21 protein-coding genes are annotated in these 25,351 nt (G+C 63.7%); 11 read left to right on the top strand and 10 right to left on the bottom strand.

The features are described 5' to 3' along the window. Nucleotide 1 precedes the first annotated feature (1 nt). A complete protein-coding gene (locus AC239G_RS01615) occupies nt 2-1,558 on the top strand; it encodes a zinc-binding metallopeptidase family protein (RefSeq protein WP_487489661.1) in 1,557 nt (518 codons plus the stop codon). A gap of 12 nt (nt 1,559-1,570) precedes the next feature. On the opposite strand, the gene AC239G_RS01620 is transcribed toward AC239G_RS01615, so the two are convergent. After that, a complete protein-coding gene (locus AC239G_RS01620) occupies nt 1,571-2,611 on the bottom strand; it encodes a DUF2891 family protein (RefSeq protein WP_487489662.1) in 1,041 nt (346 codons plus the stop codon). 233 nt (nt 2,612-2,844) lie between these two features. On the opposite strand from AC239G_RS01620, the gene AC239G_RS01625 reads away from it, so the two are divergent. Next, on the top strand, nt 2,845-4,344 hold the full coding sequence (locus AC239G_RS01625; RefSeq protein WP_487489663.1) for a peptide MFS transporter: 1,500 nt from the start codon (nt 2,845-2,847) through the stop codon (nt 4,342-4,344). 209 nt (nt 4,345-4,553) lie between these two features. Beyond that, on the top strand, nt 4,554-6,119 hold the full coding sequence (locus tag AC239G_RS01630; protein WP_259358251.1) for an amidohydrolase: 1,566 nt from the start codon (nt 4,554-4,556) through the stop codon (nt 6,117-6,119). Nucleotides 6,120-6,186: 67 nt separating this feature from the next. Here the strand turns inward: AC239G_RS01630 and AC239G_RS01635 are convergent, their stop codons facing one another. Then, nucleotides 6,187-7,107, bottom strand: a complete 921-nt coding sequence (locus AC239G_RS01635; RefSeq protein WP_259358252.1) for a LysR family transcriptional regulator — start codon at nt 7,105-7,107, stop codon at nt 6,187-6,189. 105 nt (nt 7,108-7,212) lie between these two features. On the opposite strand from AC239G_RS01635, the gene AC239G_RS01640 reads away from it, so the two are divergent. Both AC239G_RS01640 and AC239G_RS01645 read left to right on the top strand, forming a co-directional pair. Then, nucleotides 7,213-9,072 carry a solute carrier family 23 protein gene (locus tag AC239G_RS01640; protein WP_487489664.1) on the top strand — a complete coding sequence of 620 codons (1,860 nt, stop codon included), beginning with the start codon at nt 7,213-7,215 and terminating at the stop codon, nt 9,070-9,072. 155 nt (nt 9,073-9,227) lie between these two features. Next, nucleotides 9,228-9,554 carry a CHY zinc finger protein gene (locus AC239G_RS01645; RefSeq protein WP_259358254.1) on the top strand — a complete coding sequence of 109 codons (327 nt, stop codon included), beginning with the start codon at nt 9,228-9,230 and terminating at the stop codon, nt 9,552-9,554. A gap of 25 nt (nt 9,555-9,579) precedes the next feature. Here AC239G_RS01645 and AC239G_RS01650 read toward each other — a convergent pair whose 3' ends face one another. From AC239G_RS01650 to AC239G_RS01660, 3 genes are read right to left on the bottom strand one after another with little or no spacing between them, the layout of a single operon-like run. Beyond that, complete coding sequence (locus AC239G_RS01650) at nt 9,580-10,227, bottom strand: hypothetical protein (RefSeq protein WP_259358255.1); 648 nt, start codon at nt 10,225-10,227, stop codon at nt 9,580-9,582. Between the two features lie 12 nt (nt 10,228-10,239). Continuing rightward, the gene (locus tag AC239G_RS01655; protein ID WP_259358256.1) at nt 10,240-12,201 is read right to left on the bottom strand and encodes a primary-amine oxidase; all 1,962 of its coding nucleotides are present in this window, start codon (nt 12,199-12,201) and stop codon (nt 10,240-10,242) included. Nucleotides 12,202-12,206: 5 nt separating this feature from the next. Beyond that, a complete protein-coding gene (locus AC239G_RS01660; RefSeq protein WP_458310579.1) occupies nt 12,207-13,763 on the bottom strand; it encodes an APC family permease in 1,557 nt (518 codons plus the stop codon). A 137-nt stretch (nt 13,764-13,900) separates the two neighbouring features. Between AC239G_RS01660 and AC239G_RS01665 the strand changes: the two genes are divergently transcribed. Continuing rightward, nucleotides 13,901-14,518 (top strand): TetR/AcrR family transcriptional regulator, encoded by a 618-nt coding sequence (locus tag AC239G_RS01665; RefSeq protein WP_458310578.1) that lies wholly within the window; start codon nt 13,901-13,903, stop codon nt 14,516-14,518. Nucleotides 14,519-14,608: 90 nt separating this feature from the next. Here AC239G_RS01665 and AC239G_RS01670 read toward each other — a convergent pair whose 3' ends face one another. Genes AC239G_RS01670 through AC239G_RS01690 form a run of 5 tightly spaced genes read right to left on the bottom strand, consistent with a single transcriptional unit; the run spans nt 14,609 to nt 19,933 of the window. Then, nucleotides 14,609-16,129 (bottom strand): aldehyde dehydrogenase family protein, encoded by a 1,521-nt coding sequence (locus AC239G_RS01670; protein ID WP_487489665.1) that lies wholly within the window; start codon nt 16,127-16,129, stop codon nt 14,609-14,611. 51 nt (nt 16,130-16,180) lie between these two features. After that, nucleotides 16,181-17,584: an MFS transporter gene (locus AC239G_RS01675; RefSeq protein WP_259358260.1), complete on the bottom strand. Its 1,404-nt coding sequence runs from the start codon at nt 17,582-17,584 to the stop codon at nt 16,181-16,183. Nucleotides 17,585-17,643: 59 nt separating this feature from the next. Continuing rightward, nucleotides 17,644-18,786 (bottom strand): M20 family metallopeptidase, encoded by a 1,143-nt coding sequence (locus AC239G_RS01680; protein ID WP_172172627.1) that lies wholly within the window; start codon nt 18,784-18,786, stop codon nt 17,644-17,646. Further along, complete coding sequence (locus tag AC239G_RS01685) at nt 18,783-19,466, bottom strand: DUF1028 domain-containing protein (protein ID WP_172172625.1); 684 nt, start codon at nt 19,464-19,466, stop codon at nt 18,783-18,785. Before AC239G_RS01685 ends, AC239G_RS01680 begins: the two co-directional genes overlap by 4 nt. Further along, nucleotides 19,463-19,933 (bottom strand): RidA family protein, encoded by a 471-nt coding sequence (locus AC239G_RS01690; RefSeq protein ID WP_172172623.1) that lies wholly within the window; start codon nt 19,931-19,933, stop codon nt 19,463-19,465. Before AC239G_RS01690 ends, AC239G_RS01685 begins: the two co-directional genes overlap by 4 nt. A 131-nt stretch (nt 19,934-20,064) precedes the next feature. Between AC239G_RS01690 and AC239G_RS01695 the strand changes: the two genes are divergently transcribed. The 5 genes from AC239G_RS01695 (at nt 20,065) to AC239G_RS01715 (ending at nt 25,345) form a co-directional block, all read left to right on the top strand. Beyond that, complete coding sequence (locus AC239G_RS01695; protein ID WP_259358262.1) at nt 20,065-20,991, top strand: LysR substrate-binding domain-containing protein; 927 nt, start codon at nt 20,065-20,067, stop codon at nt 20,989-20,991. Nucleotides 20,992-21,190: 199 nt separating this feature from the next. After that, nucleotides 21,191-22,483, top strand: a complete 1,293-nt coding sequence (locus AC239G_RS01700; protein ID WP_487489666.1) for a flavin-containing monooxygenase — start codon at nt 21,191-21,193, stop codon at nt 22,481-22,483. 88 nt (nt 22,484-22,571) lie between these two features. Beyond that, nucleotides 22,572-24,128: an aspartate ammonia-lyase gene (locus AC239G_RS01705; RefSeq protein ID WP_487489667.1), complete on the top strand. Its 1,557-nt coding sequence runs from the start codon at nt 22,572-22,574 to the stop codon at nt 24,126-24,128. Nucleotides 24,129-24,309: 181 nt separating this feature from the next. Then, nucleotides 24,310-24,726, top strand: coding sequence for a VOC family protein (locus AC239G_RS01710; protein ID WP_487489668.1), 417 nt, complete (start codon nt 24,310-24,312; stop codon nt 24,724-24,726). A gap of 40 nt (nt 24,727-24,766) precedes the next feature. After that, nucleotides 24,767-25,345, top strand: a complete 579-nt coding sequence (locus tag AC239G_RS01715; RefSeq protein WP_487489669.1) for a YdeI/OmpD-associated family protein — start codon at nt 24,767-24,769, stop codon at nt 25,343-25,345. Nucleotides 25,346-25,351 lie beyond the last annotated feature (6 nt).

The following is a 25,351-nucleotide window of genomic DNA, read 5'->3' on the forward strand; positions in this document are numbered from 1 at the left end:
AGTGAGCATCAAAGACACAGCACGGGCGTGGATTGACGAGCACATCGGTGATCTCCTCGACTGGCATACCCATATCTGGGAACTGGCAGAACCAGCCTGGCGAGAATTCGACTCGCAGGCGTGGTACGTGCGACGGCTGCGCGAAGAAGGCTTCGAGGTCGAGGATGGTTCAGGTGGAATGCCGACGGCATTCAGCGCCCGGTGGTCGAATGGCCGCGGGCCGACACTACTTACCTATGCCGAGTACGACGCTGTGCCCGGAAACTCACAGGCGGCAACAACTCACGAGGAGCCTCGAGGCGAGCTCTCCCGATTCGCACCTGGACACACGGATCCACACTCGGCACTGGGCATCTCCACCTTGGCCGGGCTACTCGCAACGAAGCACGCCATGACTACCCACGGCATCACCGGCACACTTCTCTATACCGGCGAACCCGCCGAGAAGATGCACGGCTCGAAGGTCGTCCACGGGTTGCGTGGCTACTACGACGTGGCGGACGCGATCGTGTCCTTCCACCCCTTCTATATGCTCCCGCTGTGCAACACCGCGCGATGGGACACTCAGTGCGGGGCGTACTACAGCAAGGTCTATTCGTTCCTCTGCGACGAACCCGAGACCTGGCAGCTGTCCAGCGCGGACCCGCATTCGCCCATCCCGGCTTCGCATTCGGCGGCGCGTGCCCCTGGTGCGAATCTCGCGCTGACTCAGATGCTCACTTCCTCGCGATCGATGCTCGATTCGATGCTGCCGGCCACTGGAGGGTGGAGCTTTACCGATGCCATCCTCACCGATGGTCAGGCGACTGCCGATAATCTTCCTCAACGCGTGGCACGGGTGCAATTCTCCTGGCGGACACCGGACATCGAAATGGCCGAGCATGTCCTAGCTGTTCTTGACAGGAATGCGACTGCTGCCGCAATGATGGCCCATTGTTCGGTCGAGGAACGGTGGGTGGCCCGGAGCCGACCGGGGCGCACGAATCATGTGCTCGCGCAGACCCTGTATGACAACCTCGCCGAGGTGGGGCCACCAATGTACGGATCCGAGGCGGTGGCGCTCGCCCAAGAAGTGCAGCGGAATCTGGGTGCCGAGGTCAGCGCGAAGCCGTTCCTTCCTGAAACGGAACGGCTCATCGAACCGCAGGAGGCCGAACGACAGTTGCGAGAGCAGATGCCCGCATGGCAACGAAACTGGACAAGCGACGACTACGTTGAGATGAGCCACTACGCGCCGCTGGTCAGGTTCTATGTATCGCGGCCTGCGCTCGCCTTGGCGCCTGGAGCTGGACCGTACCCAGGATGGGTGATGAACGCACTCGGCGGGATGCCCGAGCTCATCGCACCAACGATACTCACAGCTGGAAAGACGATCACAGGGACGTTCCTCGACTTACTCACTTCGCCGGACGTCTTGACCCAGGCGAAAGAGGAATTTGAGTCGCGGATCGCGGAAGAGCCGATGCCCGCCCTGCTGCCGGCTGATTTTGAAGCCCCGATCGACCTGCCTTGGCCGGACTACCGTGTAGATCGTGGCAGTGGACGTCGTCGGTGGTGAGAGCGAACATTGTCAGGGACAGCGCAAGTTCATAGTCTCCCAAGCGAACGTCGCGAGCCAATGAGAGGACACGTACTCATCGGAGACTGCAGCCTCGAGACCAGGCGCCATTAGCGAATCGACCCGCGTGAGCATGCCCTTGGCTTGGGCCATAGGCTCGTCGCGGCCAGTCTTTTCCGCAATCGTCTCCAACTTCGGGGCTAAACGCATCACCGATGCCGCGACTGAGAGTCCTAAACCATAGAGGTGGCTCTGCTGACCGTCGGTCGGGTCGAGGACCTTGACTGGAGTGAGAGCTGGTGTTTCGGGGGACAGCTCGGAAAGGAACTCTGGCAGCCAAGACGCAAGCTCATCCTCGGTGAGGATCTCAGCCATGAGATCGGCCTCGCACAAGCCGGGGGAGAGGAAGTCGTGACCGCTGCGTTCCTGGCGGAAGTTCCACGCGACATCCTCGGCGAAGAACCGACGAGCCGCGCCGGCAATGACATCGACTACATCGTGCCGCTCCGCTGCCCGGGCCCCGAGGAGGATTCGGCGCAGCCCAAACGCGGTATTCGAGTGCACGCCATGCCGAACCGGCGCGGCCACCTTCGGCAGCCACGTCGATGCAAGATCGAAGACCGTATCCGCGAGCACCTGAGTATTTGCGCCGAGCGCCCGCAAGTCCGCAAGGTCACTGGCATTGAGCACCCGATTGAGTTCGACCGCCCAGGCCCAGCCATACGGCCGCTCCCACGACGGATTCTCACGGAGGAAGGCCGCCTCGGCGAACATATTCTCCTCGTTCAGGTGTGAAGACAGAACGTCGAGCGCGCGTTCGCGCCAACCGGCACCCTGGGCCACCTCCGTCTCCAGCAGTGACGCCAGCAGGTAGTGCATGTGCACGCTCGAATGCCAGTCATAGGAGTTCGCGAACGCGGGGTGCTTCTCCACAGCGGGCACGATGTCGGCGAGACTCCGCGCCAGATGGTGGGAGGCGAACGGATATTCGCGGGTGATGTTGCTCAGCGCCACCTCGGCGAAGGGGTGGACGTAGTCGTCAATGTGCGGCATAGATCCTCATCGGCTCGGGGTCTCCACATTACTCGCAATTGAGTCCCGCCAAGCCTGGGGAACCGGTCATCTGAAAATCAGACAGAGAGCATCCACAACGACTATTGGAACTGTCGAAGCGCGCTCATTAGGCTCGAACTGCCTCTTCAGCGCAGATGGTAAGCCGATGATTCGCCTTGCCGATCTGCACAGAATCCCATGCTCGACAGAGCACTCAACATGCCGAGGAAGTCATGTCCAATTCGCAGATCGCCGACTCAGCAGAACCGACAGATTCTGCCGCGATGAGCCCCGCATCCAGACCCGAGCGCAAGCAGCCGATCGGCCTATACACGCTATCCTCCATCGAGATGTGGGAGCGCTTCAGCTTCTACGGCCTTCAGGTCATCCTCGCTTACTACATCTACTACACAGCGGGCGACGGAGGATTGGGGCTTTCGGAAGGTGAAGCCCTCGCCATCACCGGGGCCTACGGCGGTGCTGTCTACCTGGGACAGCCCATCGGCGCATGGTTCGCCGACCGTCTCGTCCCTGCACGGACCATGGTCATGGCCGGCGGAGTCATCATCATGGCCGGTCATATCACGTTGGCGACCGTACCGGGCCTGGCAGGGCTCATCATCGGACTCGCCCTGATCACAATCGGGACTGGGGCCCTGACTCCCAACGTGTATACGATGGTCGGCCGCCTCTACAAGGAGCACTCGCCACGGCGAGACTCAGGCTACGCAATCTTCTACACCGGCATTCTCGTCGGGGCGCTCGTCGGGCCTCTGGCTACAGGTTTCCTGCAGGCCGAGTTCGGCTTCCACTACGGATTCGGCGCCGCTGCCGTCGGCATGCTCGTCGGCCTCACCACTTACTTCCTCGGCCGCAATACCGTGCCGCAAGAAGCACGCGTGGTTCCCAATCCGATCGCTTCGTCTGGGAAGTGGAAGGCTGCTGGAGTCGGTATCTCACTCCTGATCCTCATCGCTGTCCTGGTGGGTACGGGGGTGCTGACCACCGGCAACCTCAACAACTACGTTCTGGCGACGATCTGCATCGTCAGCATCATGTATTTCCTCGTTATGCTGCGCTCGAAGAAAGTGACCCCCGAGGAACATAAGCGAGTCAAAGCCTTCATCCCACTCTTCATCACAGGAACCATATTCTGGACGATGATCCTTCAGCTCTTCACCACTTTCGCTGTCTACGCCGATACCCGAGTCACGCTGACGATCGGCAGCTACTCCATGCCAGCCGCCTATATCAGCACCTTCGAGGTCATCGCTGGGATCATCGCCGGTCCGCTAATTGCTGCCTACGGGCAGAAGGTCGCAGGTCGTTCGAACCGCGCTGTGCCGAGCACCTGCTCGAAACTCGGCCTCGGCTTCCTCATGATGACGCTGACCTTCGCCCTCTTCGCCGTCTATCCGATGATTTTCGACGGCAGAATTCCGCTCGTCCCCGTCATCATCGGCATGATCGTCATGGGCGTCACCGAGGTGATGTACGCCCCGATCGGATTGTCGGCAGCATCCCAGCTCTCTCCTCAGGCGTTCAATGCCCAGATGATGGCGTTGTGGGGACTGACGACTGCCGCAGGCGCCAGTCTCTCAGGATTCATGGGCCAACTCTACGGAGGTATGAGTGAAGTCGCGTTCTTCTCACTCATGGCTGGAATAAGCCTCGCTACTGGCCTCGTCCTCTACAGTCTGCGACGCCCGTTGCACGCGCTCGGGCTGAAGTGAATCGCTGTATGTCACCAGCATCACCCAGCGCACAAACATACCTGACCGCACCAATCGACAGCGAAAACGAAGGAGCGTCTGTGCCGAGTGCCGATCGCATCTACAGAGGCGGAACCATCTACACGGTTGATTCCGCAAATCCGACCACCGACGCCGTAGCGATTGCCGATGGGCAGATCATCGCCCTCGGCACCGCGGACTGCGACAGCGTGGCTGGCTCCGACACTGAGGTGGTCGACCTGTCGGGTCGGACATTGATACCTGCCTTCCACGACGCGCATGCTCACCCGGTACTCGGCGGCATCAACCTCGTCCACTGCAACCTCGACGATATCCACGGATATCGGGCTTACCTTGAACGCATCGCCGAGTACGTGCACAACCATCCAGAGGACGAATGGGTCATCGGCGCCGGTTGGTACGGCGACGTCTTCGAAGGAGGATTTCCCCACCGGCACGACCTCGATTACGTGATCTCAGACCGACCCGCGGTCTTCGACAGCCACGATGCTCACGGCTGCTGGGTGAACACGCGAGCACTCGAAGCTGCCGGTATTGACCGTGAAACTCCGGACCCCGACGGCGGTCGGATCGTCAGGGATGAATCCGGCGAACCCACTGGTCTGCTCTTTGAGACCGCTGCAGAGCTCGTCAAGAACCTGCTGCCGGCGACCACATCGAGCGACGTGGAGCAGGCGCTGGCCAGTGCCCAGGAGTACTTCCACTCTCTGGGGATCGTCGGATGGCAGGACGCAGGCGTCGGAGTGCTCACGGGATCGCCTATCGACACTTACCCTCCCTATTTGTCTATGGCGGAAGCGAGCGCGTTCAACAGCAAAGTCACCGCCGCGCTCTGGTGGGATCGGGACGTGCCCTACGCCGAGCAGATCGAGACGCTCAAGGAGCGTCGAGACCTGATCCGACGAGTCGAGAGCGACCGTGGCGTTGGCGGTGTTCAGGTCACCGTTGTGAAGATCATGCTCGACGGAGTGTGTGAGAACCTCACTGGAGCCCTCAAGCGCTCCTATCGTGGCCATGATCATGAACACGGGCTGCTCATGTTCACGGCCGACGAACTCAACGAGATTACTCGGGGAGTCGAGCGGCATGGCTTCGACATCCACATCCATGCTGTGGGCGATCAAGCTCTCAAGCTCGCGGTTGACGCGCTGACTCAGGAAGTAGGTCCTGCCACCGGCCGCCGCCATCAGATCGCGCATTTGGACATTGCGGATCCCGAGGATCTCGCCAGAATGGCGTCGAGCGAACTGATCGCCAACGTCCAGCCGCTTTGGGCCCGTCGAGATTCTGTCCTCGTAGAGACCAAACTCCCACTTCTTCACAATGACCAGCAAGCCCATCACTTCATATTCGCAACGATGAGAGACGCCGGCGTCCGGCTTGCGTTCGGGAGTGACTGGCCGGTTTCGAGTCCCGACCCGATCTGGGGAATCCACGTCGCGGTGAACAGAACGGCTCCGCCGGCCGACCCGCATGGGCAGGACGAGGTCGCTCAGAACGAACCGCTGCTGCCGGGCGAGGAGATCACAGTCGAAGAAGCGCTTCGTGCTTATACCTTCGAAGCCGCTCGTGCCAACAGCTATGAGGACGTCTCCGGGAGCATTGAAGTCGGAAAATCGGCGGACTTTGTCATTCTTGACTCCGATCCCTTTGACGTTGATCGACGTCAGCTAGGTGACATCAGAGTCGAGACAACGATCTCGGCAGGAAAAGTGGTGTATCAGCGCGGGCGAGCTCTTTCAGTCGCCATGTGAGTTCAGTACGATCTCAGATGGGCGACGGACCGCGGTCGAAATGACTTCATCGACCTGCGACGGAAGGTCACCGCATCCTGATAGTATCCTGCCCGTCCTCGGCAATCTCATGCACCCGATGACGGCGCAGTCGATCAAGCAACCAAGTCTCTACCGAACCGAAGCGCCGGCCACGATGCCAGATGAGATCGACGGAGACGAGCCAATCGGTGAACGGGTAGGCATCGAGTCGAAGCTCGACCAGCTCCCCGGAATCGATCTCTGCCAGGACGAGCTGCCTGGGCAGCGTCGCCCAGCCTAGACCAGACCGGGCAAGTGCTGTGAGGGCCTCGTAAGAATCAGTGTGCCATGTCTGTGTCGACTGCAGGTATTCGCTCGTCGGCAACGCGCTCGAGTGCGAGATGTAGGCGAGGTGACGGTAGCCGCGCAACTCATCGAAGCTGGGAGTATGAATCCGTGCAAGCGGGTGGTCCCGGTGTGCCACGTGGGTCATGAGCAGTTTGCCCATCTGATGAAAGCCGAGTGCATCGGGGTATTCCGGAAGGAGGAAGGCGATACCGAGTTCCGCCTCATCGGCTAACACCAGCCGACTCGCGTCGCCGCGGTCAGGATTCCTGATGATGAGATCGGTATGGGGAAACGCCTCTGCGAATTCGTCGAGCACCGGCATGATCTGCTGTGGTGGAACGCCCACTGCGAGTGTGATGCTCGCGGCCTGATCATCGGCAAGAGCGTCCCCGTGCCGCTCGAACGTCACAGCGCGGTCATAGAGTGCGCGAGCTTCCAAGAGCAGGGCTTGCCCAGCTTCCGTGAGCGTCGGTACACGGGTGCTGCGGTCGAAGAGTGCGACATCGAGTGAGATCTCGAGATAGGCGATTGCTGAGCTGATTGTCGACTGGGTGCGGCCGAGGGCCCGCGCCGCTGCAGAGAAGGAACCGTGCTCGACAGTGAGCACGAAGGCTTCCACTTGTTCCAGGCTGAGTCGCATGACTCCAATCTATCGAATGGATCGATGGAAACTCATTTCTTCTATCGGCGCCAGCACAATACTGTCGCACTTGTTCCCTCACTGAGCAATGAAAGCAGGTGCACCATGAAACTCGCGGTCAACGATGCTCGCGTCGCTGTGGTCGACCCGGTAGATGAGATCCTGCCTGTACGGTCGATGCTGACGCTGGGTCTCCAGCACGTTCTTGTCATTTACGCCGGCGTAGTGGCAGTTCCTCTGATCCTCGGGGGAGCCCTGGGGCTGGAACAACCGCAGATCGTCATCCTCATCAACTGCAACCTCATCATCGGCGGCCTGGCGACTCTGCTGCAGACTCTCGGAATCTGGAGGTTCGGTGCACGGCTGCCGCTGATTCAGGGAGCGTCGTTCATCGCCCTGGCACCCATGATGCAGATCGGCACCGAATACAGCATTCAGCATGTCTTCGGCTCAGTCATGTTCGCAGGCCTCCTGGCTATCGGTCTGGCGCCTCTGTTCTCCCGCCTGCTCCGCTTCTTCCCCCGGGTCGTCATCGGATGCCTTATCACCACGGTCGGAATCTCGCTCATGCCTGCAGCAGCCGGATGGCTCGGCGGCGGTGAAGGCAGCGACTCGTTCGGTGCTCCCAAGCATCTGCTCATCGGTTTGCTCACCGTGCTGGTCACCGTGGTCGTCTATGTGTGTTTCAAGGGCCTCATGAGCAGCCTGTCGGTCCTCATCGGCATGTCGGTCGGCACCGTTGCGGCTATGTTCATGGGACTGAGCGACTTCAGCGGAATCTCCGACGCCGCATGGGTTGGCATTGCCGTGCCGATGAGCTTCGGCATCCCCCAGTTCGACCTCGTGCCGATTCTCATCATGACCCTGGCGATGATCGTCATTATGGCAGAGACCACGGGAAACACCTTGGCGATCGGACGGATGGTCGACACACCAATTACCACCCGCCGCCTCGGAAACGCCTTCCGCGGTGAGGGCCTTGCCACGATGCTCAGTGCAATCTTCAACGGTTTTCCCCTCAACGCCTTCAGCCAGAACACCGGCCTCATCGCTATGACAAAAGTACGGAGCCGTTACGTCGTCGCAGTCGCGGGCATCATCATGGTGGTCATGGGGCTGATCCCGAAGGCCGGTGCGATCGTTGCCGCCATCCCTCCCGCTGTCCTCGGCGGAGGCGCAATCGTCATGTTCGGAATGACCACCGCCGCGGGAATCCAAGAACTGGCACGAGTGAAGTACGAAGGCACACACAATTCCCTCATCGTGGCGATCTCGCTGAGTGTTGGCGTGCTGCCGATGGCGATGCCTTCTCTATTGGACTCCGTCGAAGGCCCACTCTCGCTGATCTTGGAGAGCGGCATCTTCCTCTGCGCCATCGTCGCTGTGCTGCTCAATGCGCTCATCAACAGAACAACCCCCAATGAGAACAATGAAGAAATGGATAGAGATATGACACAGACACAGTCGGCAGCCACCGTCAGTGAAATGGACCTCGACCAGCTCCGAAACGTCATCGCACTGGCTGAAGACTCGAAGAATCGTGGCCGGCACCCCTTCGCCTCCACCGTCGTTGCAGCCGACGGGACGGTGCTGGCATCCGCAGGAAACAACTCGATGCCGCCCGAAGGCGACCCGACTCAGCACGCTGAACTGCGAGCCGCAGCCGATGCGGCACGACAGTGCACCCCCGAGCAGCTGGCTTCGGCAACTTTGTACACCAGTGCCGAACCTTGTGTGATGTGCACCGGCGCTGTGTATTGGACGGGCATCGGCCGGATCGTCTACGCGCTCTCGGAGCATCGTCTGCTCGAGCTGACCGGTGATGACCCTGAGAATCCGACCTTCGACCTGCCCTGTCGCGAGGTGCTCTCCCGCGGGCAGCGGGATATCGAAGTGCTGGGGCCGCTGCTGGAGGACGAAGCTGCAGCTGCTCACGCTGGATTCTGGTCCCGCAGAACAAACTGAGTTTCAAGCGCAAGGGGGAGGCGGTACGGGCGGCCCTCCCCTTCCGGCCGCCCTAGCAACACAGTCGATCCCCGGATTGACAGGCAAACCCTGCCACCGCAACAGCGACTAGGCTGAATGGGTACAGTGGACCGGACAATGGAAACAGGTAGGTGATGACGCAAACTCCCGAAGTATTCGGCCCGACGGTCGATGATCACACTAGGTGCGTCCACTACGCCACCGAACTCGACATCATCGCCATCCGCTTCGCCTGCTGCAACCGTTACTTTCCCTGCCACCTGTGCCACTCGGAGACTGCAGGCCATCCCGCACAGCAGTGGTCACGCGAACGATGGAACCAGCCCGCCATCCTCTGCGGGATGTGCTGGACCGAACTGACTATCGAGACGTACAAGTCGGTCGACGAGTGCCCGGAATGCGCCGCGACCTTCAATCCACGCTGCGCGGCGCATTCGGACCTCTACTTCGACGGCCAGTGAAGCCACCGGTCAGTGAGGCAACTGCTCAGTGAAGGAACTGCATCACCACGATCATCGCTGCCATCCCCCAACAGTCGAGTGAAATCAGAGGGTGCCTGCGGGCGATGTCGTGGACGGCGCAGATCACCAAGAGCACAGCGAGGACGACGACGCCAGCTGTGAGGAACGTGCTTATGAGCGACATGTCGCCGGCATGATGCCCATGGCCGCCAGCTCCATGACCGCCGGCATGCGTCGAACCGCTCATGTGCGTCCCATGGTTGAGGACCTGCCACGCCATCACCGGATAGGTGATCGCGGAGAGGACGGCAGCCGTCGGGCTCGAGTGAGGACTCGCCCGTGATACGCAGTGGTCAGGCGCGGTCGATGACCGGCCACCATGGTCGACCTCGGACCAGGACACGCCGCCCGCGCCGCTCGCGACGAGAGCGGGGGTCCGCCTCGGCGAAGGAATCCCCGCCGACGTTCGCAGGAAGAAGGCCAGGCAGAGTCCGACGATGAGCAGAGCGCCCGACCAGATCACCGACGGAACCACTTCGGTAAAGGCGAGGTCGACCATGGCGAGGACCATCACCGCTGCGGCGACGATGGCCGGACGCCCCTTCGCGGCGACGGTCCCGGTCAGGCAAATGGTCCCCGAGGCGACCATGAGGAGAGAGGCGAGGCTGCTCATCGTTCGGATCTGTCAGTCGCACTCGCAGGAGTGACCGGTCTCGGTGCCACAGTGACCCGACTTCGGGCGCGGCACGTCGAGCGCGGGATTCCTGTCGAAGAAGCCATAGGGCTTCATTGTGAACCCGAGCTTGTCGACCGGCATGATCGGCCAGTCCTCGGGACGGGGGAAGTGCGTCATCGCAAACGACGCCCACACGACGATGTCGTCACCATCGACCGGCCGCTGTTGCTCGACCCACTGTGTAATGGTGCCGGCGCCCGGGTTCTGATTCGGATACGTACCTGAGGGGAACCGTTCGTCCGCGTCGAAGTGCGTCAGCCACATGTGCTTCGACCCGAAGCCTGCCCGCTTCGAGATCGATGACCCCTCGGCCGCCATCATCGTCGGCTCATCGGGCACGCGCAGCTCGTATCCGACGGGGAAGCCGTGCCGATTGGTCTTGTCCGGATTGACGATGTGCCAGACCCGGCCGGCCTCACCATCGGCTGTCCGTCCGCCCTCGGCGGTCAATCGGGTCAGCTTGCGGGTGAAGGCGTTGCCGTAGGGGTTGTCGTCGCCGAATGGCACGCGGACAGCTTCCTGCTCGTCGACGGCGTTGGCGATGCCGTCGACCTGCATGTCGAGCCGAGCACAGAACATGTGCTGATGGAAGGGCATGCCCAGTCCCTCGTCGCCGAGGGGAGACGACCAGCGCTGCCGCTGAGTCTCGTCACCGTATGCGGCCGTGTAGACGATGCCGGTGGCCTTGCACTCGAGCTCGATCGTGCCGTCGAGGTAGAGGTACCAGTAGAAGCCGTAGTCGTAGTTGCCGACGGTGATGAAGAAGGAGATGACGAGGCGGCGATTGCGGCGCACATCGACGGCGCCGGTGAACTCATCGGTGTGCTTGAACAGGATCCCTGCATCCTCCTCGTGGATGCAGATGGCGTTCGTGATCGTGTGCGCATGCCCTTGATCATCGGCAAGCACCGCATCGGAGTAGTGGATCTCGCCGAGGCAGTCGCACCCGAGCTCGAGTGAGTTCGTGTTCTTGCCCATCGAGTACTCGCCGGCGTCGAAGTAGTTCTGCCAGAAGCGCACTGGACTGGGGTCGCCGTAGGGCACGACCATCTCCGCCACCGAGGCGCGGTAGACGATGGGGCGGCGCTCGCCCTCGTCATCGAAGCTGAGCTGATGGAGCACCAGGCCCTCGACCGGATCGAAGCCGAGTCGCACCTGCCACTTCTCCCAATCGAGGACATCCCCGTTCAAGGTGAAGCTCGCGCCCTCGGGCTGGGTGATCTCGATCGGCTTCTGCGTCGCCCGCGGCTCGGGCAGCCAGGAATCGAGATGATAGTCGAAGCGCTCTTGGGGCACGGGCACGATGTCGGTATCGACGACCTCGACGACCTCGCCGGTGTTGAGGTCGAGGTAGGCGACCAGCCCCTCGAGCGGATGCGCCCACGCATTGTCCTGCGGGTCCGCCTGGATGAACGACGAGCCGCGTACGAGGCGACGGCCGGCCTCTCCGGGAATATCAAAGCAGCCGGCGGAGAGCGCGCAGATGCGCACTGTCTCGACATCGGTGATGCCGCGAGCCTCGACTGCAGCCCGCCACGTCGCGTCGTTGCGGATCATCTGCTCGGCTTCTTCGTACTCGGTCATGGTGATCGGGGCTTGCCCCTCGGCCGCGACATCGAGCACGCGGGCGAAGAGGACCTTGCGCTCGGATAGTGACACGAGGAGCTCCGTCTGCTCCCCGGTGTCGCGATCGATGATGAGCGAGCGCACACGGCGGTCGAGGTCGGTGGCACCTGAGATGACCTCGCGCTTATCTGGTTCGACGAGGCTGACGAGAGCGAACAGCGTCTGTTCGCTCACGTGGCCGGCATCGACGATGATGGCCCGGTTGAGCTCGATCTCCTCACCGGTCAGGCGGTCGAGGGGATGTGCAGTCGAAGTGCCGACGGTGTTCGTTGTCGGTGCAGTCATGGTCTTCACATGCCTTTCTGTGTATCGAGTGTGTTGTCGAGAGCGGGGTCGAGGTCGTCGAGCAGATCCTGAGGATCGGTCGGTGTGGGGCGGAAGACGCGGACCCGGTGCCCGCGGACGTATCCGATCAGGGCCAGCGCAGCGAGGGCACCGAGGGTGCCGAGAGTGAGGGCCGTGAACGGTCCCTGATCGACGCCCCATTCGTCGAGGAAGTTGTACTCCTGCCCGAAGAGCCGATCGAGTGTGCCGGGGAAGATCGCGACCCAGGATCCGAGCAGAATCCAGAGGAAGGCGATGCCGCCGAGGATGGTGAACCCGACATTGCCGACGGGCACCCGGAAAGGGCGTTCGATGCCGGGGTGCTTCCACCGCAACTTGATGGCCGCGGGGATGATGAGCAAGTAGCTGAGCAGGAAGGTCGAGATCGAGATTGAGAGGACGACTCCGAACAGTGCACCGGCATCACCGCTGAGCTGCATGGCCGCGATGAGGAAGACCGTGGCGACGGTGCCCGAGAGCAGGTTGACGTTGACCGGTGTGCCGAGGGTACGAGAGATCTTGCCGAAGAAGCCTCCGAAGAATGCTCCGTCGGCCGCGGTCAGTGCCTGCATCCGATCGCTCATGATCATCCAGGCCGCGCCTTGTGAGGCGAGGATGATGACGAACATCAGCGCCGCGAGCACGACCATGACCTCGGCAGCGGGGCCGTAGACGGTGAACACCGTCTGCACGGCATCGAGGAGTCCGCCGATGCCGGTGATCGTCTCGGTCGGCAACACGAGCAGCATGGCGAGGACCGGCAGGAGATAGCAGAGCGCGGAGATGAATCCAGAACGTGCGATCGCGACGGGGATGTCCTTCTTCGGGTTCTTCATTTCGTCCGAGGCGCTGTTCGATGCCTCGAACCCGAGGTAGGAGAACAGCAGGAGCGGCACTAGCCCGAGGAAACCGCCGAGGCTGGGGCTGAAGTCCGAGAGGTGGAGCGGCTGAACGCCGTGTTGGGCGGCGTAGATGATCGTGGTGAAGAGGAAGAACGCGATGAAGATGACCTTGAGCACGCCGCCGAGCGTGGGCAGCCACTTCGCCTTCGCCAACGACAGAATCGCCGCGATCACCGTGATCCAGATGAAGACGATCTTGAAGATCCAGTCGCCGATCGACCCGGCCTCGAGCGGGCTGATGAACTGGTTCCAGGTGCCGGTGGCGAGGAACGCCATCGAACCGCCGACCCACACTGGCTGAGTGACCCAGCTCAGTATCGAGGCGATCGCGCCTGCGGGCCGACCGAAGGCCTGGCGGACCCAGATATAGGCTCCGCCTTCACCAACGAAGGTGCTGCCGGTCTCGGCGAAGACGAGCGCGTAGGGCACGAGGAAGAAGATCGCGAGGACGAGTGTCCAGGTGAAGGTCTCCGCGCCGAATCCTGCGGTCTCGGCGAGGACTTCAATGCTCAATACCGCCGACATGACGATGAGCACGATGTCGAATCGGCCGAGCGTCTTCTTCAGATGCTGCTTCTGTTCGTCCGCGTATGCGGTCGTGCGTTCAAGGGAAGACACCATCCACCTCCTTGTGAGTGGGCGTCCGATAGAGTTCTTTGAGTTACACCGTAAAGAATTGCACGGGCGGCCGCCGATTGACAGAGGTGCGGCCATACCGATCCGCGTTTGCCTGCATCACTTCAGGAGATAATGGGGCCATGGCACGACCGAAGAATCAGGCGGGACGCCGTGCACAGCTGGTGCAGGCGGCGAAGCAGGCGATCGCGCAGCGCGGACTCAACGGGCTGCGAACCATCGACGTGGCCGCGCACTCAGAGCTGGGTCCCGGGTCGGTGGCTTACTACTATCCCGACCTCGGAGACCTCGTGCGTGAGGTGCACGAAGACGCGGTGTCACGGTTCTACTGGAACCGGCGCGAGCAGGGGATCGCAGGTGAGACTCCGGAGGCCAAGCTGGCCAGGATCATCCGCAGCGGCATCCCGCACTCCCGCGACGACGTCGACTTCCAAGTGCTCAATGAGCTGCATACACACGCGCACAGGGATACTTTCCATGCCGGTCTCATGGCCGAGCTCTACCGACTGGAGGTCTCGCTCTATGCCGCGGTCCTCAACGAGGGCGTCGAGGAGGGCGATTTCACGATGACACTGCCCGTGGGGACGGCGGCGAGCAACCTTGTCGCCCTCGAAGACGCCTACGGACTGCACTTCATGGGCGGAACCCCGCTCGACGCCGACGACATCTTTCGGCTCATCGCCGCAAACGCCGAGGTGCTGACCGGGTGCGGGCTGGCAGAGACGACAATGGCGCGGTGAACCGGCGTCCATCCGAACAGGAGTGGTTGCCGGTTCACCGCGCCGAGAATGGGCTTCAGTGTCGGTGGGTCTTGCCGAAGCGAGGGTGCTTCACCCCCACTGCAGCCAGGTGGTCTTGAAGTCCGAGTAGTTCTCCAGCGCGTGGACGGAGAGGTCGCGGCCGAAGCCGGACTGTTTGAAGCCGCCGAAGGGTGTGGTGAAGCCCAGTGCGTCGACGGTGTTGACCGACACGGTGCCGGCGACCAGGCGCGCGGATACACGATGGGCTCGGGCCATGCTTCCCGTCCACAGTGCTGCTGCCAGACCGTAGGGCGTTTCGTTGGCTTTCGAGATCGCCTCCTCCTCGGTGTCGAAAGGGGTGACGAGGGCGACGGGGCCGAAGATCTCGTGGCTGTGCAGACGGTGATCGGCCGGCAGGTCGGTGACGATCGTCGGCTCGACGAAGGTACGGCGGCCGTTGATCGCAGGGCGGTTGCCGCCCTGGGCGATGGTGCCGTCCGCGCGGGCCTGCTCGATGCATTCCCACACCTCGTCGGCGTGCTTCTCGGATACGAGGCAGCCGATCGCGGAGTCGGGATCGAGTGGGTCTCCGGGCTGGAAGTTCTCGGCTGCGTCCTCGAGCAGATGGACGAACTCCTCGTACACGGGGCGTTCGACGAAGATCCGCGAGGTGGCCGAGCAGACCTCGCCCTGGTTGTAGAAGATGCCGAACGCAGCCTTCTGGGCCGCGGCAGCGAGGTCATCGGTGTCGGCGAAGATGACATTGGCGCTCTTGCCTCCGGCCTCGAGCGCCAAACGCTTCATATTGGACTCCCCGGCGTAGACCTGGAGCTGCTTGGCGACCTCGGTGGACCCGGTGAAGCCGAGCATGTCCACATCCATGTGCCGGCCCAGTGCCGTGCCGACTACCGAGCCGCGACCGGGAACGACGTTGAGGATGCCCGCGGGCAGCCCCGCCTCGGCTGCGATCTCGGCCAGCAGCAGGACCGAATGCGAGGCCTCGACCGGCGGTTTGACGACGAGGGCATTGCCGGCCGCCAACGCGGGCGCGATCTTCCACGTCGCGATCTCCAGCGGATAGTTCCACGGCACGATGACCCCGATGACGCCCAGCGGTTCGCGGGTGACGAGCGCTGTCGACCCCGCCGGGGTCACCGGAATCTCGTCACTGAGCTTCTCGATCGCCTCACCGTAGAAGCGGAACAGGGCCGCGGCCCCCGGGGCGTCGATCGTCGAGGACTCACCGATCGGCTTGCCCATGTCGAGTGTGTCGAGGAGGGCGAATTCGTCCGACCGCGCTTCAATGAGCTCGGCCAGGCGCAGCAGCACCTCACGCCGATGCGTCGCCGAGGCGCGCGACCACTCGCCGCCATCGAACGCGGCGCGGGCGCTCGCCACCGCCGCATCGACATCGGATCCGTCACCGAGGTGGAGCTGCGAGATCACCTCACCGGTGGCGGGGTTCGTCTTCGGATGAGTCTGCCCCGAGCGTGCATCGACCCGTTGCCCGTTGATGACTGGGCGTCCGTCGATGGTGAGAGCCGCCGCTGCGGCCCGCCACTCGGCCAGGCTCGCCGGTCGGGTCGTGGTGTCAGTCAGAGTCGTGGTCATGGAAGGTCTCCTTAGCATGTGGTGCGGAAAGCGAGTGAGCAGTGAGAGCCGTCAGCGGTCGCTGGAGGGTTCGACGGCCGAGGGGCCGGGGCGCTCGGCCGGGGCTCCCGCTTCGGTGGCCGAGGTTGCCGAGGACTCCTCGAGGTCGTCGGAGCGCAGCAGGTCGATGCCGCGGGTCTCGGGCAGGGAGGCGACGGTGACGATGCCGATGACGCCGACGACTGCGAGGAACCAGCCGGGGCTGAGCGTGCTGCCGGTGGAATCGATGAGCCAGGTGAGGATGTACGGCGCAGTGCCGGCGAAGAGCGCGGCCGTCAGGGCATAGGCGATGGACAGTCCCGTCTGCCTCGTCCGGGTCGGGAAGAGCTCGACGACGGTGGCGGCGTGGGTGCCGAGGATGATCGCGAGGATGAAGGCCAGGCCGAAGGTCGAGACGAACGACGCCCAGGGGTAGTCGGCGCCCATGAGGAGGAACAGCGGAACCGAGAGCACCGTGAGCGCGATCGCCGCGGTCATGAGCACAGGCTTGCGTCCGAACCTGTCCGAGGCGAGGCCCGCCAGCGGGACGATGACGAGGCCGAGTGCCGAGGCCAGGGTCGACAGCAGCGCGGCCCGTCCGGGTTCGATGCCGACGGCGGTCTCCTGATAGGTGAGCAGGTAGACGAGGACGACGTAGAAGGTGACGTTCATGAACGTCTCCATCCCGCAGGTCTGGAGGAACTGCTTGGGGTTGCGCTTGAACACCTCGCGCAGGGGCGCCTCGGCGACGGTCTCCATCTTCTGCAGGGCCGAGAACTCCGGGGTGTCCTCGATTTTCCGGCGGATGTAAAGGCCGATGAAGCCCAAGGGCACGGTGATGAGGAACGGGATCCGCCAGCCCCAGGCGCTCACCTGGTCGGGCGTCAGCGCCTGGTTGAGCAGAAAGACGACGAAGGAGGCCAAGAGGAACCCGGCCAGGGAGCCCACTTCGAGCCAGCTGCAGCCGAAGCCTCGGCGCTTCGGCGGTGAGAACTCACCGAGGAACGCCGCGGCGCTGCCGAATTCGCCGCCGGCGGCCAGCCCCTGCACGATGCGGGTGACGATGAGGAGGATCGGAGCGAGCATACCGATCGTCGCGTAGGTGGGAAGCACTCCGAGTGCGAGAGTCGACAGGGCCATGGCGAGGATGACCAGGGACAGGGTGTGCTTGCGTCCGAGCTTGTCGCCGAGGCGGCCGAAGATGACCGCGCCGATCGGCCGGACGAGGAAGGAGACGGCGAAGACGGCGAAGGTGGCGAGCAGTCCTGCTGTGCTGTCCTCCTCGGGGAAGAAGATCGCTGCGATCGTCGTGGCCATATAGGCATAGACGGCCCAGTCGAACCAGTGGACGAGAACGCCGATGGAGCCGGCGACCACGCTCTTGCGCAGACCTTTCTGATAGGCCAGCCCCTCGGCAGCCTGTGTGTCACCTGACATGTCCGAATCCTCCTTTGGAATCGTGGTTGCCAGCGCGGTGCTGGCGGTGCGGCCGTCCGTCAGCCGCGCTGGACGCTCACATCCGCGGCGGTCCAGGCCAGAGCGGTGGCGCCGTCGATGAGTGTGCTCTCGGCCTTCTCGCCGACGCAGGACTCTGCGAACGCCGCCTGATGGTTGCTCGCCTCGCCGCCGACCCCGATGTAGGGGTGGATGGCGTCGACGATCTGGGAGACGTTGCCCATGTCCGTCGATGCGCGGTTCATCGTCGCTGCGACGGGGTCGACGTCAAAGTCCCGGCCCAGCGCGAGAGCATTGGCCCGGTAAGCCTCGAGTGCGGCTTCATCGGTGCGCATCTCCGAGTAGCGACGGCTCTCCGGGGTGATCGACAGCTGCGCACCGGTGGCCAGGGCTCCGGCCTCGAAGCAGTTGACGACCTTCTGCTCGAGGGCGATCAGCTCCTCGGTCGACTCGGCCCGCACGTACCAGCGGCCCTCGGTCTTCTCGGGAATCGCGTTCGGAGCTTCGCCGCCGTTCGTCATCACGCCGTGCACTCGGACGGTCTTCGGCAGCTGCTGGCGGAGCAGACCGAGGGCCACCTGGGCGATGAGGAATGCGTCGTTGGCATTGATGCCGCGTTCCGGGTATGCGGCGGCATGGGCGGCTCGCCCGGTGTATTCGACATGCCAGTGGGTGACGGCGAAGGGCTCGGCCTCGGCGACATCGACGGGAGCGGGATGGGCCATGAGCGCGAAGTCGAGTTCGGTGAAGGCACCGCGGTCGAGCAGTTCGATCTTGCCGCCTCCGCCCTCTTCGGCCGGTGTGCCGATGACCTCGACGGTGATGCCGAGTTCCCCGGCCGCCTCGGCGAGGCCGATCGCCCCACCGACGCTCATCGCGGCGATGAGGTTGTGGCCGCAGGCGTGACCGAGGCCGGGCAGGGCGTCGTACTCGGCGAGGAAGCCGATGGTGAACTCGCCCGACCCGAACGTGGCGCGAAACGCGGTTTCGAGTCCGAGGTAGGGGCGTTCGACGGTGAAGCCGTGCTCGGCCAAGACCTCGGCGACGGCGGCCGAAGAGCGGAACTCCTGCCAACCGAGCTCGGGGTCGTCGTGGAGGGAGTTCGACAATTCGATGAGCCGCGGGGCGACCTCGGAGATTCTGGCGGCGACTCGATCCTTGGCTGCGGTTGCCGCGTCGTTCATCGATCGTCACCGGGCACGCCGTAGGACGGCGAGGCGGCCGGATCGAGGCCGCGCGTGATGTAGTCGTCCCGCTGGGGCATCCAGATCTCGAGGAGGCGGCCGAGCTGCCCGATCGGATCCTCATCGGCCCAATCGACGCGCAGATCGGTGACCCTCCAGCCGGAGCCGTTGACCACGGACAGGCCGGCGGAGTGGACGGGTCCGGCTTCGCCGCCGGCGGCCATCGCTGCCTCGAAGGCCGCGAAGAGGCGTTCTTCGAGACGACCGGTCGCAGACAGCGCGGTCTCGACGAAGGCGTCGAGGACTGTCAGGTCCGCGAGCATATTGCCTCCGGCCACGGCGTTGGTCTCGGTGCGGGCGCCGAAGATGCCGAGCGCCTGCGCGCCCGAGTGCGCGGCGGTGTTCCCGGCGGCGTCGATGACGAGCAGCTGCCGAAAGTCGATCGCGGTGGGATCGGCAGCGGCGACGACCGCATCGAGTGCCAACTGCGCGTCCTTGCCGGAGCTCATCTCGTCGATGATGGCCGGGCCGAGCCGTGGGTCGGTGATGTTCTGGGAGTTCACCCCGCCGACCCCGTCGGTCAGACTGATGCAGCGTGCGGCGACGGCCGGCGAGGATGAAGAGATCGCGGAGCCGAACTCCCCGGTCTCGGGATCGTGGAGGAGGAGCGAGAAGGTCACTGGGCCACCTCGGTCCGTCCCGCCTCGGTGCCGTTGTTCGCAGCGGAGTTCTCGCTGATGACGGCGGTGGCGTCGATCTCGACGAGCCACTCGGGGCGCGCCAGGGCCTGGACGACGATGCCCGTCGAGACTGGGTAGACGCCCTTGAGCCACTTGCCCATGGTCCGGTAGACGTCCTCGCGGTAGCGGGGATCGATGATGTAGACGGTGACCTTGACGATGTCTGCGAGGCTGCTGCCGGCTTCTTCGAGGAGCATCGCGATGTTCGCCATCGCCTTCTCCGCCTGGGCGGTGACATCGCCGATGCCCACGGACTCCCGGGTCTCGAGGTCCTGGCCGATCTGTCCGCGCAGGTAGACGACGCCGCCGGCGACGACGGCCTGGCAGAGATCGTTGTCCAGATTCTGCTCCGGATAGGTGTCCTTGGTGTTGAACATTCTCAAGCGTGTGTGCGTCGGCTCTGCCATGGCGGCGTCTCCTCGTCGAGTGAAGCGGTCTTTGTCTGCCACCCATTCTCGAGACATTCCATTCATCTGTGAAATAGTTATAATTTAGTCAGAGCATCTACAAAACAGATTCTTCATCGCAGGGAGACGCAATGGTGCAGAGATTCGCGATCACGCTCACCCAGCTGTCCTACTTCGCCGAATGCGCGAAGACGCTCAATATGACCGAGGCCAGCCAGGAGCTGCACATCGCCCAGTCGGCTGTGTCGACGGCGATCAACCAGCTGGAGAAGGCCCTCGGTGCTCCGCTGTTCGTGCGTCAGCACTCGAAGGGCCTCGTGCTGACCTCGGCCGGTGAGAGCCTGCTCCATGAGACCCGGGAGATCTTCGGGCGGATCACCGACGCCGTCGACTCGATCCAGGCCGGCCAGCGTGAGGTGCGCGGAACCATCGTCATCGCCTGCTTCCAGACGATCGCACCGTTCCTGCTTCCGCAGCTGCTCCAGCGATTGGGCGAGCGTCACCCCGACCTGACCGTCGAAGTCGTCGAGGGAGACCACGAGGAGAGCATCGATGCCCTGCGCAGCGGTCGGGTCGAGCTCGCGCTCAACTACGACCTCACCGAATCCGACGGCATCCGCGCCGAGATCGTCGGCGAGGCTAGGCCGCACGTCATCGTCGGCACCGACCATCGTCTCGCCCGTCGGAAGAAGGTCTCTCTGAGCGAGCTCGCCGAGGATGACTTCGTCGTCCTCGACTTGCCCGACAGCCGCGAGTACTTCCTCAACATGCTCCGCCTGGCTGGCATCACCCCGCATGTGCGCTACCGGAGCTCGAGCTACGAGACCGTGCGCTCGATGGTCGCCATGGGCCTCGGGTTCTCCATCCTCAACCAGCGACCGCGCATCCGGCAGACCTACACGGGGGAGCGTACGACTATCCTCGAGATCTCCGATCCCGTCCCCACCCTGCACGTAGCCGTGTCCACCCTGGCTCGATCCGGCCGGACGGCGAAGGCTGCTGCCGTGTCCGACGTCGTCCGCGAGATCCTCGCCGAGGTGGCCCCCGAGTCAGGTTGAGAGCGTGTCCATTAGATACCCCCAAGTGATCGACGACTAAGTCTTGCATCTATTCATAAGATGCAGTGGACCGTGAAGAACTATTGGCATTGCCGCTTCCACCTGCGGTTTGCTGGAAGGCGTCAGGGCAACATCGAAGTTGTGCCCGCCAGCAACGAAGCAGATGCCGCCGCAGCGCGGCACCGACGGAAGGGTGTCCATGTCGAACACAACCGCAGAAACCACCGAAGTCGTCGTCATCGGCGGCGGCCAGGCCGGTATCGCGATGAGCGAGCATCTCAGCGAGCGGGGAGTGGCCCATGTCGTCCTCGAACGCGACCGGGTCGCCGAGGCCTGGCGCTCCCGCCGGTGGGACTCCCTCGTCGCCAACGGGCCCGCCTGGCACGATCGCTTCCCCACGCAGGAATTCGCGGACACCGAACCCGACGGCTTCGCCACGAAGGGACAGGTCGCCGAATACTTCCAGACCCTCGTCGAGGCCAAGGACCTGCCGGTGCGCACCAGGGTCAGCGCCACCTCGGTGACGGAGAACGCGGGAACCCGCGGATTCCGCGTGACCACCGACGCCGGAGTCATCGACGCCGACTACGTCGTCGCCGCCACAGGCCCGTTTCAGACCCCGCGGATCCCCGAGATCATCCCCGCCGAGGCGGGACTGACGCAGATCCACTCGAACGACTACAAGAACCCGGAACAGCTCGCCGACGGAGGCGTCCTCGTCGTCGGCGCCGGGTCGTCCGGCGTGCAGATCGCCGCCGAGATCCAGCGGTCGGGTCGACCGGTCCACCTCGCCGTCGGTCCCCACGACCGTCCGCCGCGGGCCTACCGCAGCCGCGATTTCTGCTGGTGGCTCGGCGTGTTGGGCAAATGGGACATGGCCACACCGCCGGCTGGAGCCGAGCATGTCACGATCGCCGTCAGCGGAGCGCAGGGCGGGCACACCGTCGACTTCCGGGACCTCGCGAATTCGGGCATCACCCTGCTCGGCCGAGCGAACTCCTATGCCGACGGCATCCTGCACATCGGTGACGACCTGCAGCGCAACATCGCCCGCGGCGACGAGAACTACCTGTCGCTGCTGCGTGAAGCCGACGAGTACATCGAACGCAATGGCCTCGACCTGCCGCCCGAGCCCGAGGCGCACATCCTCGGACCGGACCCGGACAGCGTCAGCGACCCGATCCGCGAACTCGACCTTGTCGCAGCGGGGATCCGCACCGTGATCTGGGCGACCGGCTTCGGCGTCGACTACTCCTGGCTGAGCGTCGACGGCGTCCTCGACGAAAGCGGATACCCAGTGCAGAAGCGCGGTGTCAGCCCTGTCCCCGGCATGTACTTCCTCGGGCTGCCTTGGCTGTCCCGACGCGGGTCGAGCTTCATCTGGGGAGTCTGGCACGACGCGAAGTACCTCGCCGACCAGATCGGCATCCAGCGGATGTACCGTGACTATGCGCCATCGACCACCGATGCTTTCGCAGAGGCTGCGTCGTGACGGCCCTGATCGCGAGGCACCACTTCGTTCCGCCCTCGTTCTCTCGGCTCTTCGGCCGACAGGCGAAATGTGAGAGTCTGAAGACACTATGACTGAGTCGATTTCATCCTCACCGCAGACCGCTTCGATTCCCCTGACCTCGCAGAACCCGCAGACCGTGCCCACCCGCACCGAGACCGACTCGATCGGCAGCATGGAGATCCCCGACACCGCCTATTGGGGTGTGCATACTGCCCGGGCGAACGAGAACTTCCCGATCACCCGCCGTCCGATCAACGTCTACCCCGATTTCGTCCGTGCCTTCGCCTGCGTCAAGCAGGCCGCGGCCCGGGCGAATGCGGAGATCGGGGCGCTCGACGAGCAGCGGGCGAACCTCATCGACTCCGCGTGTGAAGAGATCAAGGCCGGCAAGCTCCACGATCAGTTCACCGTCGGCGTCGTCCAGGGCGGAGCCGGCACCTCGACGAATATGAACGCCAACGAGGTCATCACCAACCGCGCCCTCGAGATCGCCGGCCGACCCAAGGGCGACTACGCCTTCCTCAACCCGAACGACCACACCAACCACAGTCAGTCGACGAACGACACCTACCCGACCGCCATCAAGATCGCACTGGCATTCTCACTGCAGAACCTCCTCGGCGAGCTCACCCTGCTCGCCGACGCCTTCGCGGCCAAGGGGCGGGAATTCGCTCACATCGTCAAGGTCGGGCGCACCCAGCTGCAGGATGCGGTGCCGATGACCCTCGGACAGGAGTTCACCGCGTTCGCGGTGACTCTGCGTGAGGACGTTCAGCGGCTCGAAGAGGCAGTCGCCCTCCTCGGCGAGGTGAACATGGGAGCCACGGCGATCGGAACCTCGATCAACGCCCCGGTCGGCTACAAGGAAGCGGTCATCGAACACCTGCGGAAGATCACCGGTCTCGACCTCGTCACGGCCGGCGACCTGGTCGAATCCACCTCCGATACCGGAGTCTTCATCACCTTCTCCGGTGCGCTCAAGCGCAGTGCTCTGAAGTTGTCGAAGATCGCCAACGACCTGCGCCTGCTGTCCTCGGGGCCCCAGGCCGGCCTCGGCGAGATCAACCTGCCCGCCCGTCAGGCGGGGTCGTCGATCATGCCCGGCAAGGTCAATCCGGTCATCCCCGAGGCGGTCTCCCAGGTTGCGTACTCCGTGGCCGGGGCCGACGTCACCGTGTCCATGGCCGTCGAGGCTGGACAGCTGCAGCTCAACGCCTTCGAACCGATCGTCGCCCACTCGCTGTTCCAGTCGATCACGTGGCTCGAACGGGCCTGCCAGACATTCCGGGTCAACTGCGTCACCGGAATCACTGCCAACGAAGACCGGCTGAACGATATCGTCGACCGCTCCGTCACCGTCATCACCGCGCTCGCCCCGGTCATCGGCTATGCCTCGGCTGCGAAGTTGGCCAAGGAGGCTCTGGCGAGGAACGAATCGATCTCGGACCTCGTCGTCGAACACGGTCTGCTCGAGCGAGATCAGCTCGGTGAGATCCTCAGTCCCGAACGGCTGACCGGAATGCCGGCCGACGACAGCGTAGACAATTCGGCCGACAGCGCCGAGGCGGTTCCTCGGGACGAGATGACGGGGGAGCTTCCTGTCATCCCTGATACGGAGGGCTGAGCGGCTCGGTTGTCCGCCGCCAAGCGCGCGGGCTGCTGCTTCGTCGCTCGATGGTCGCAGTCCGCCCATGGCATCGCCGGACTGCACATGTCGTGTGCTCGCGCGCGTAACCTTGCAGGAGCACTGTGCACGTGGAACCACTGATTCTCCGACCGATGACAGCTCCGAGAGGTGACGCACGATGTCGATTGATGCCTATATCTTCTTCAGTGACGGACAATGCGCTGAAGCGTTCAACCACTACCAGGAGATTTTCGGCGGCGAGCTGACGATCATGCCGATGAAAGACGTCCCCGAAGACCAGCGAATGCCCGGTTCGACCGACGAGACTGTCATGCATGCCGCGCTGAAATTCGGGGATACCTTGCTGATGGGATCGGATGACACCACGGGCGATGGAGGTCCGCGGCAGGGGATCGCTCTGTCGTACACAGCCTCCGACCTGGAGGCCGCCGGCACGGCGTTCGCCGGTCTGTCTGACGGAGGCGAGATTCAGATGCCTCTGGGGCCGACGTTCTGGTCCGAAGGCTTCGGCATGTGCCTCGATAAGTACGGAGTGCCGTGGATCGTCGATACTGCCGAGTCGTCTGACGGCTGACGGCACAGCGCGCCCCGTGACGACTGACGACGGCCCGCCCATGACCGAAAACTCGCCTACATCCCCACTGGTCCTCGCCGACCTCGACGCCTGGCGCGAGTGGCTGATCGCCAACGAGCACACCTCAAAGGGTGTGTGGGTACTCATGGCGAAGAAGAACGTCACCACGCCGACCTCGCTGAGCTATCAGGACGCCCTCGAGGAAGCACTGTGCGGAGGCTGGATCGACGGTCAGCGCCGCACCTTCGACGCGACGACGTTCGTCCAGCGCTTCACTCCGCGACGTCCGCGCTCGAACTGGTCGAAGCGCAATGTCGAGATCATCGGCAGTCTCGAGACCGACGGTCGTCTGCGGGATCGCGGCCGCGCCGAGGTGCGGTTGGCTCAGCACGACGGCCGCTGGGAGAACGCCTACCCCAGGCAGTCGGAGGCCACCGTCCCCCATGACCTGCGGGAAGCCCTCGCCGAGGCGCCCGCCGCGCAATCCGCCTTCGACGCGCTCAACCGCGCGGAGAGGTTCACGGCCATGCTGCCGATCCTCACCGCCCGCACCGAGACGACCAGGGCCAGGATCATCGCCCGACTCGTCGACCGCCTCGGCGAGGGAAATCGGGACTGAGCCGGC

This window comes from Brevibacterium sp. Lmc1 (genome assembly GCF_057654315.1).

Excerpts from the sequence above, each read along its gene's own strand:
- AC239G_RS01620 (WP_487489662.1), bottom strand. The coding sequence starts at position 2,611 with ATGCCGCACATTGACGACTACGTCCACCCCTTCGCCGAGGTGGCGCTG.
- AC239G_RS01625 (WP_487489663.1), top strand. The coding sequence starts at position 2,845 with ATGTCCAATTCGCAGATCGCCGACTCAGCAGAACCGACAGATTCTGCC.
- AC239G_RS01635 (WP_259358252.1), bottom strand. The coding sequence starts at position 7,107 with ATGCGACTCAGCCTGGAACAAGTGGAAGCCTTCGTGCTCACTGTCGAG.
- AC239G_RS01640 (WP_487489664.1), top strand. The coding sequence starts at position 7,213 with ATGAAACTCGCGGTCAACGATGCTCGCGTCGCTGTGGTCGACCCGGTA.
- AC239G_RS01645 (WP_259358254.1), top strand. The coding sequence starts at position 9,228 with ATGACGCAAACTCCCGAAGTATTCGGCCCGACGGTCGATGATCACACT.
- AC239G_RS01650 (WP_259358255.1), bottom strand. The coding sequence starts at position 10,227 with ATGAGCAGCCTCGCCTCTCTCCTCATGGTCGCCTCGGGGACCATTTGC.
- AC239G_RS01655 (WP_259358256.1), bottom strand. The coding sequence starts at position 12,201 with ATGACTGCACCGACAACGAACACCGTCGGCACTTCGACTGCACATCCC.
- AC239G_RS01660 (WP_458310579.1), bottom strand. The coding sequence starts at position 13,763 with ATGGTGTCTTCCCTTGAACGCACGACCGCATACGCGGACGAACAGAAG.
- AC239G_RS01665 (WP_458310578.1), top strand. The coding sequence starts at position 13,901 with ATGGCACGACCGAAGAATCAGGCGGGACGCCGTGCACAGCTGGTGCAG.
- AC239G_RS01670 (WP_487489665.1), bottom strand. The coding sequence starts at position 16,129 with ATGACCACGACTCTGACTGACACCACGACCCGACCGGCGAGCCTGGCC.
- AC239G_RS01675 (WP_259358260.1), bottom strand. The coding sequence starts at position 17,584 with ATGTCAGGTGACACACAGGCTGCCGAGGGGCTGGCCTATCAGAAAGGT.
- AC239G_RS01680 (WP_172172627.1), bottom strand. The coding sequence starts at position 18,786 with ATGAACGACGCGGCAACCGCAGCCAAGGATCGAGTCGCCGCCAGAATC.
- AC239G_RS01690 (WP_172172623.1), bottom strand. The coding sequence starts at position 19,933 with ATGGCAGAGCCGACGCACACACGCTTGAGAATGTTCAACACCAAGGAC.
- AC239G_RS01695 (WP_259358262.1), top strand. The coding sequence starts at position 20,065 with ATGGTGCAGAGATTCGCGATCACGCTCACCCAGCTGTCCTACTTCGCC.
- AC239G_RS01700 (WP_487489666.1), top strand. The coding sequence starts at position 21,191 with ATGTCGAACACAACCGCAGAAACCACCGAAGTCGTCGTCATCGGCGGC.
- AC239G_RS01705 (WP_487489667.1), top strand. The coding sequence starts at position 22,572 with ATGACTGAGTCGATTTCATCCTCACCGCAGACCGCTTCGATTCCCCTG.
- AC239G_RS01710 (WP_487489668.1), top strand. The coding sequence starts at position 24,310 with ATGTCGATTGATGCCTATATCTTCTTCAGTGACGGACAATGCGCTGAA.
- AC239G_RS01715 (WP_487489669.1), top strand. The coding sequence starts at position 24,767 with ATGACCGAAAACTCGCCTACATCCCCACTGGTCCTCGCCGACCTCGAC.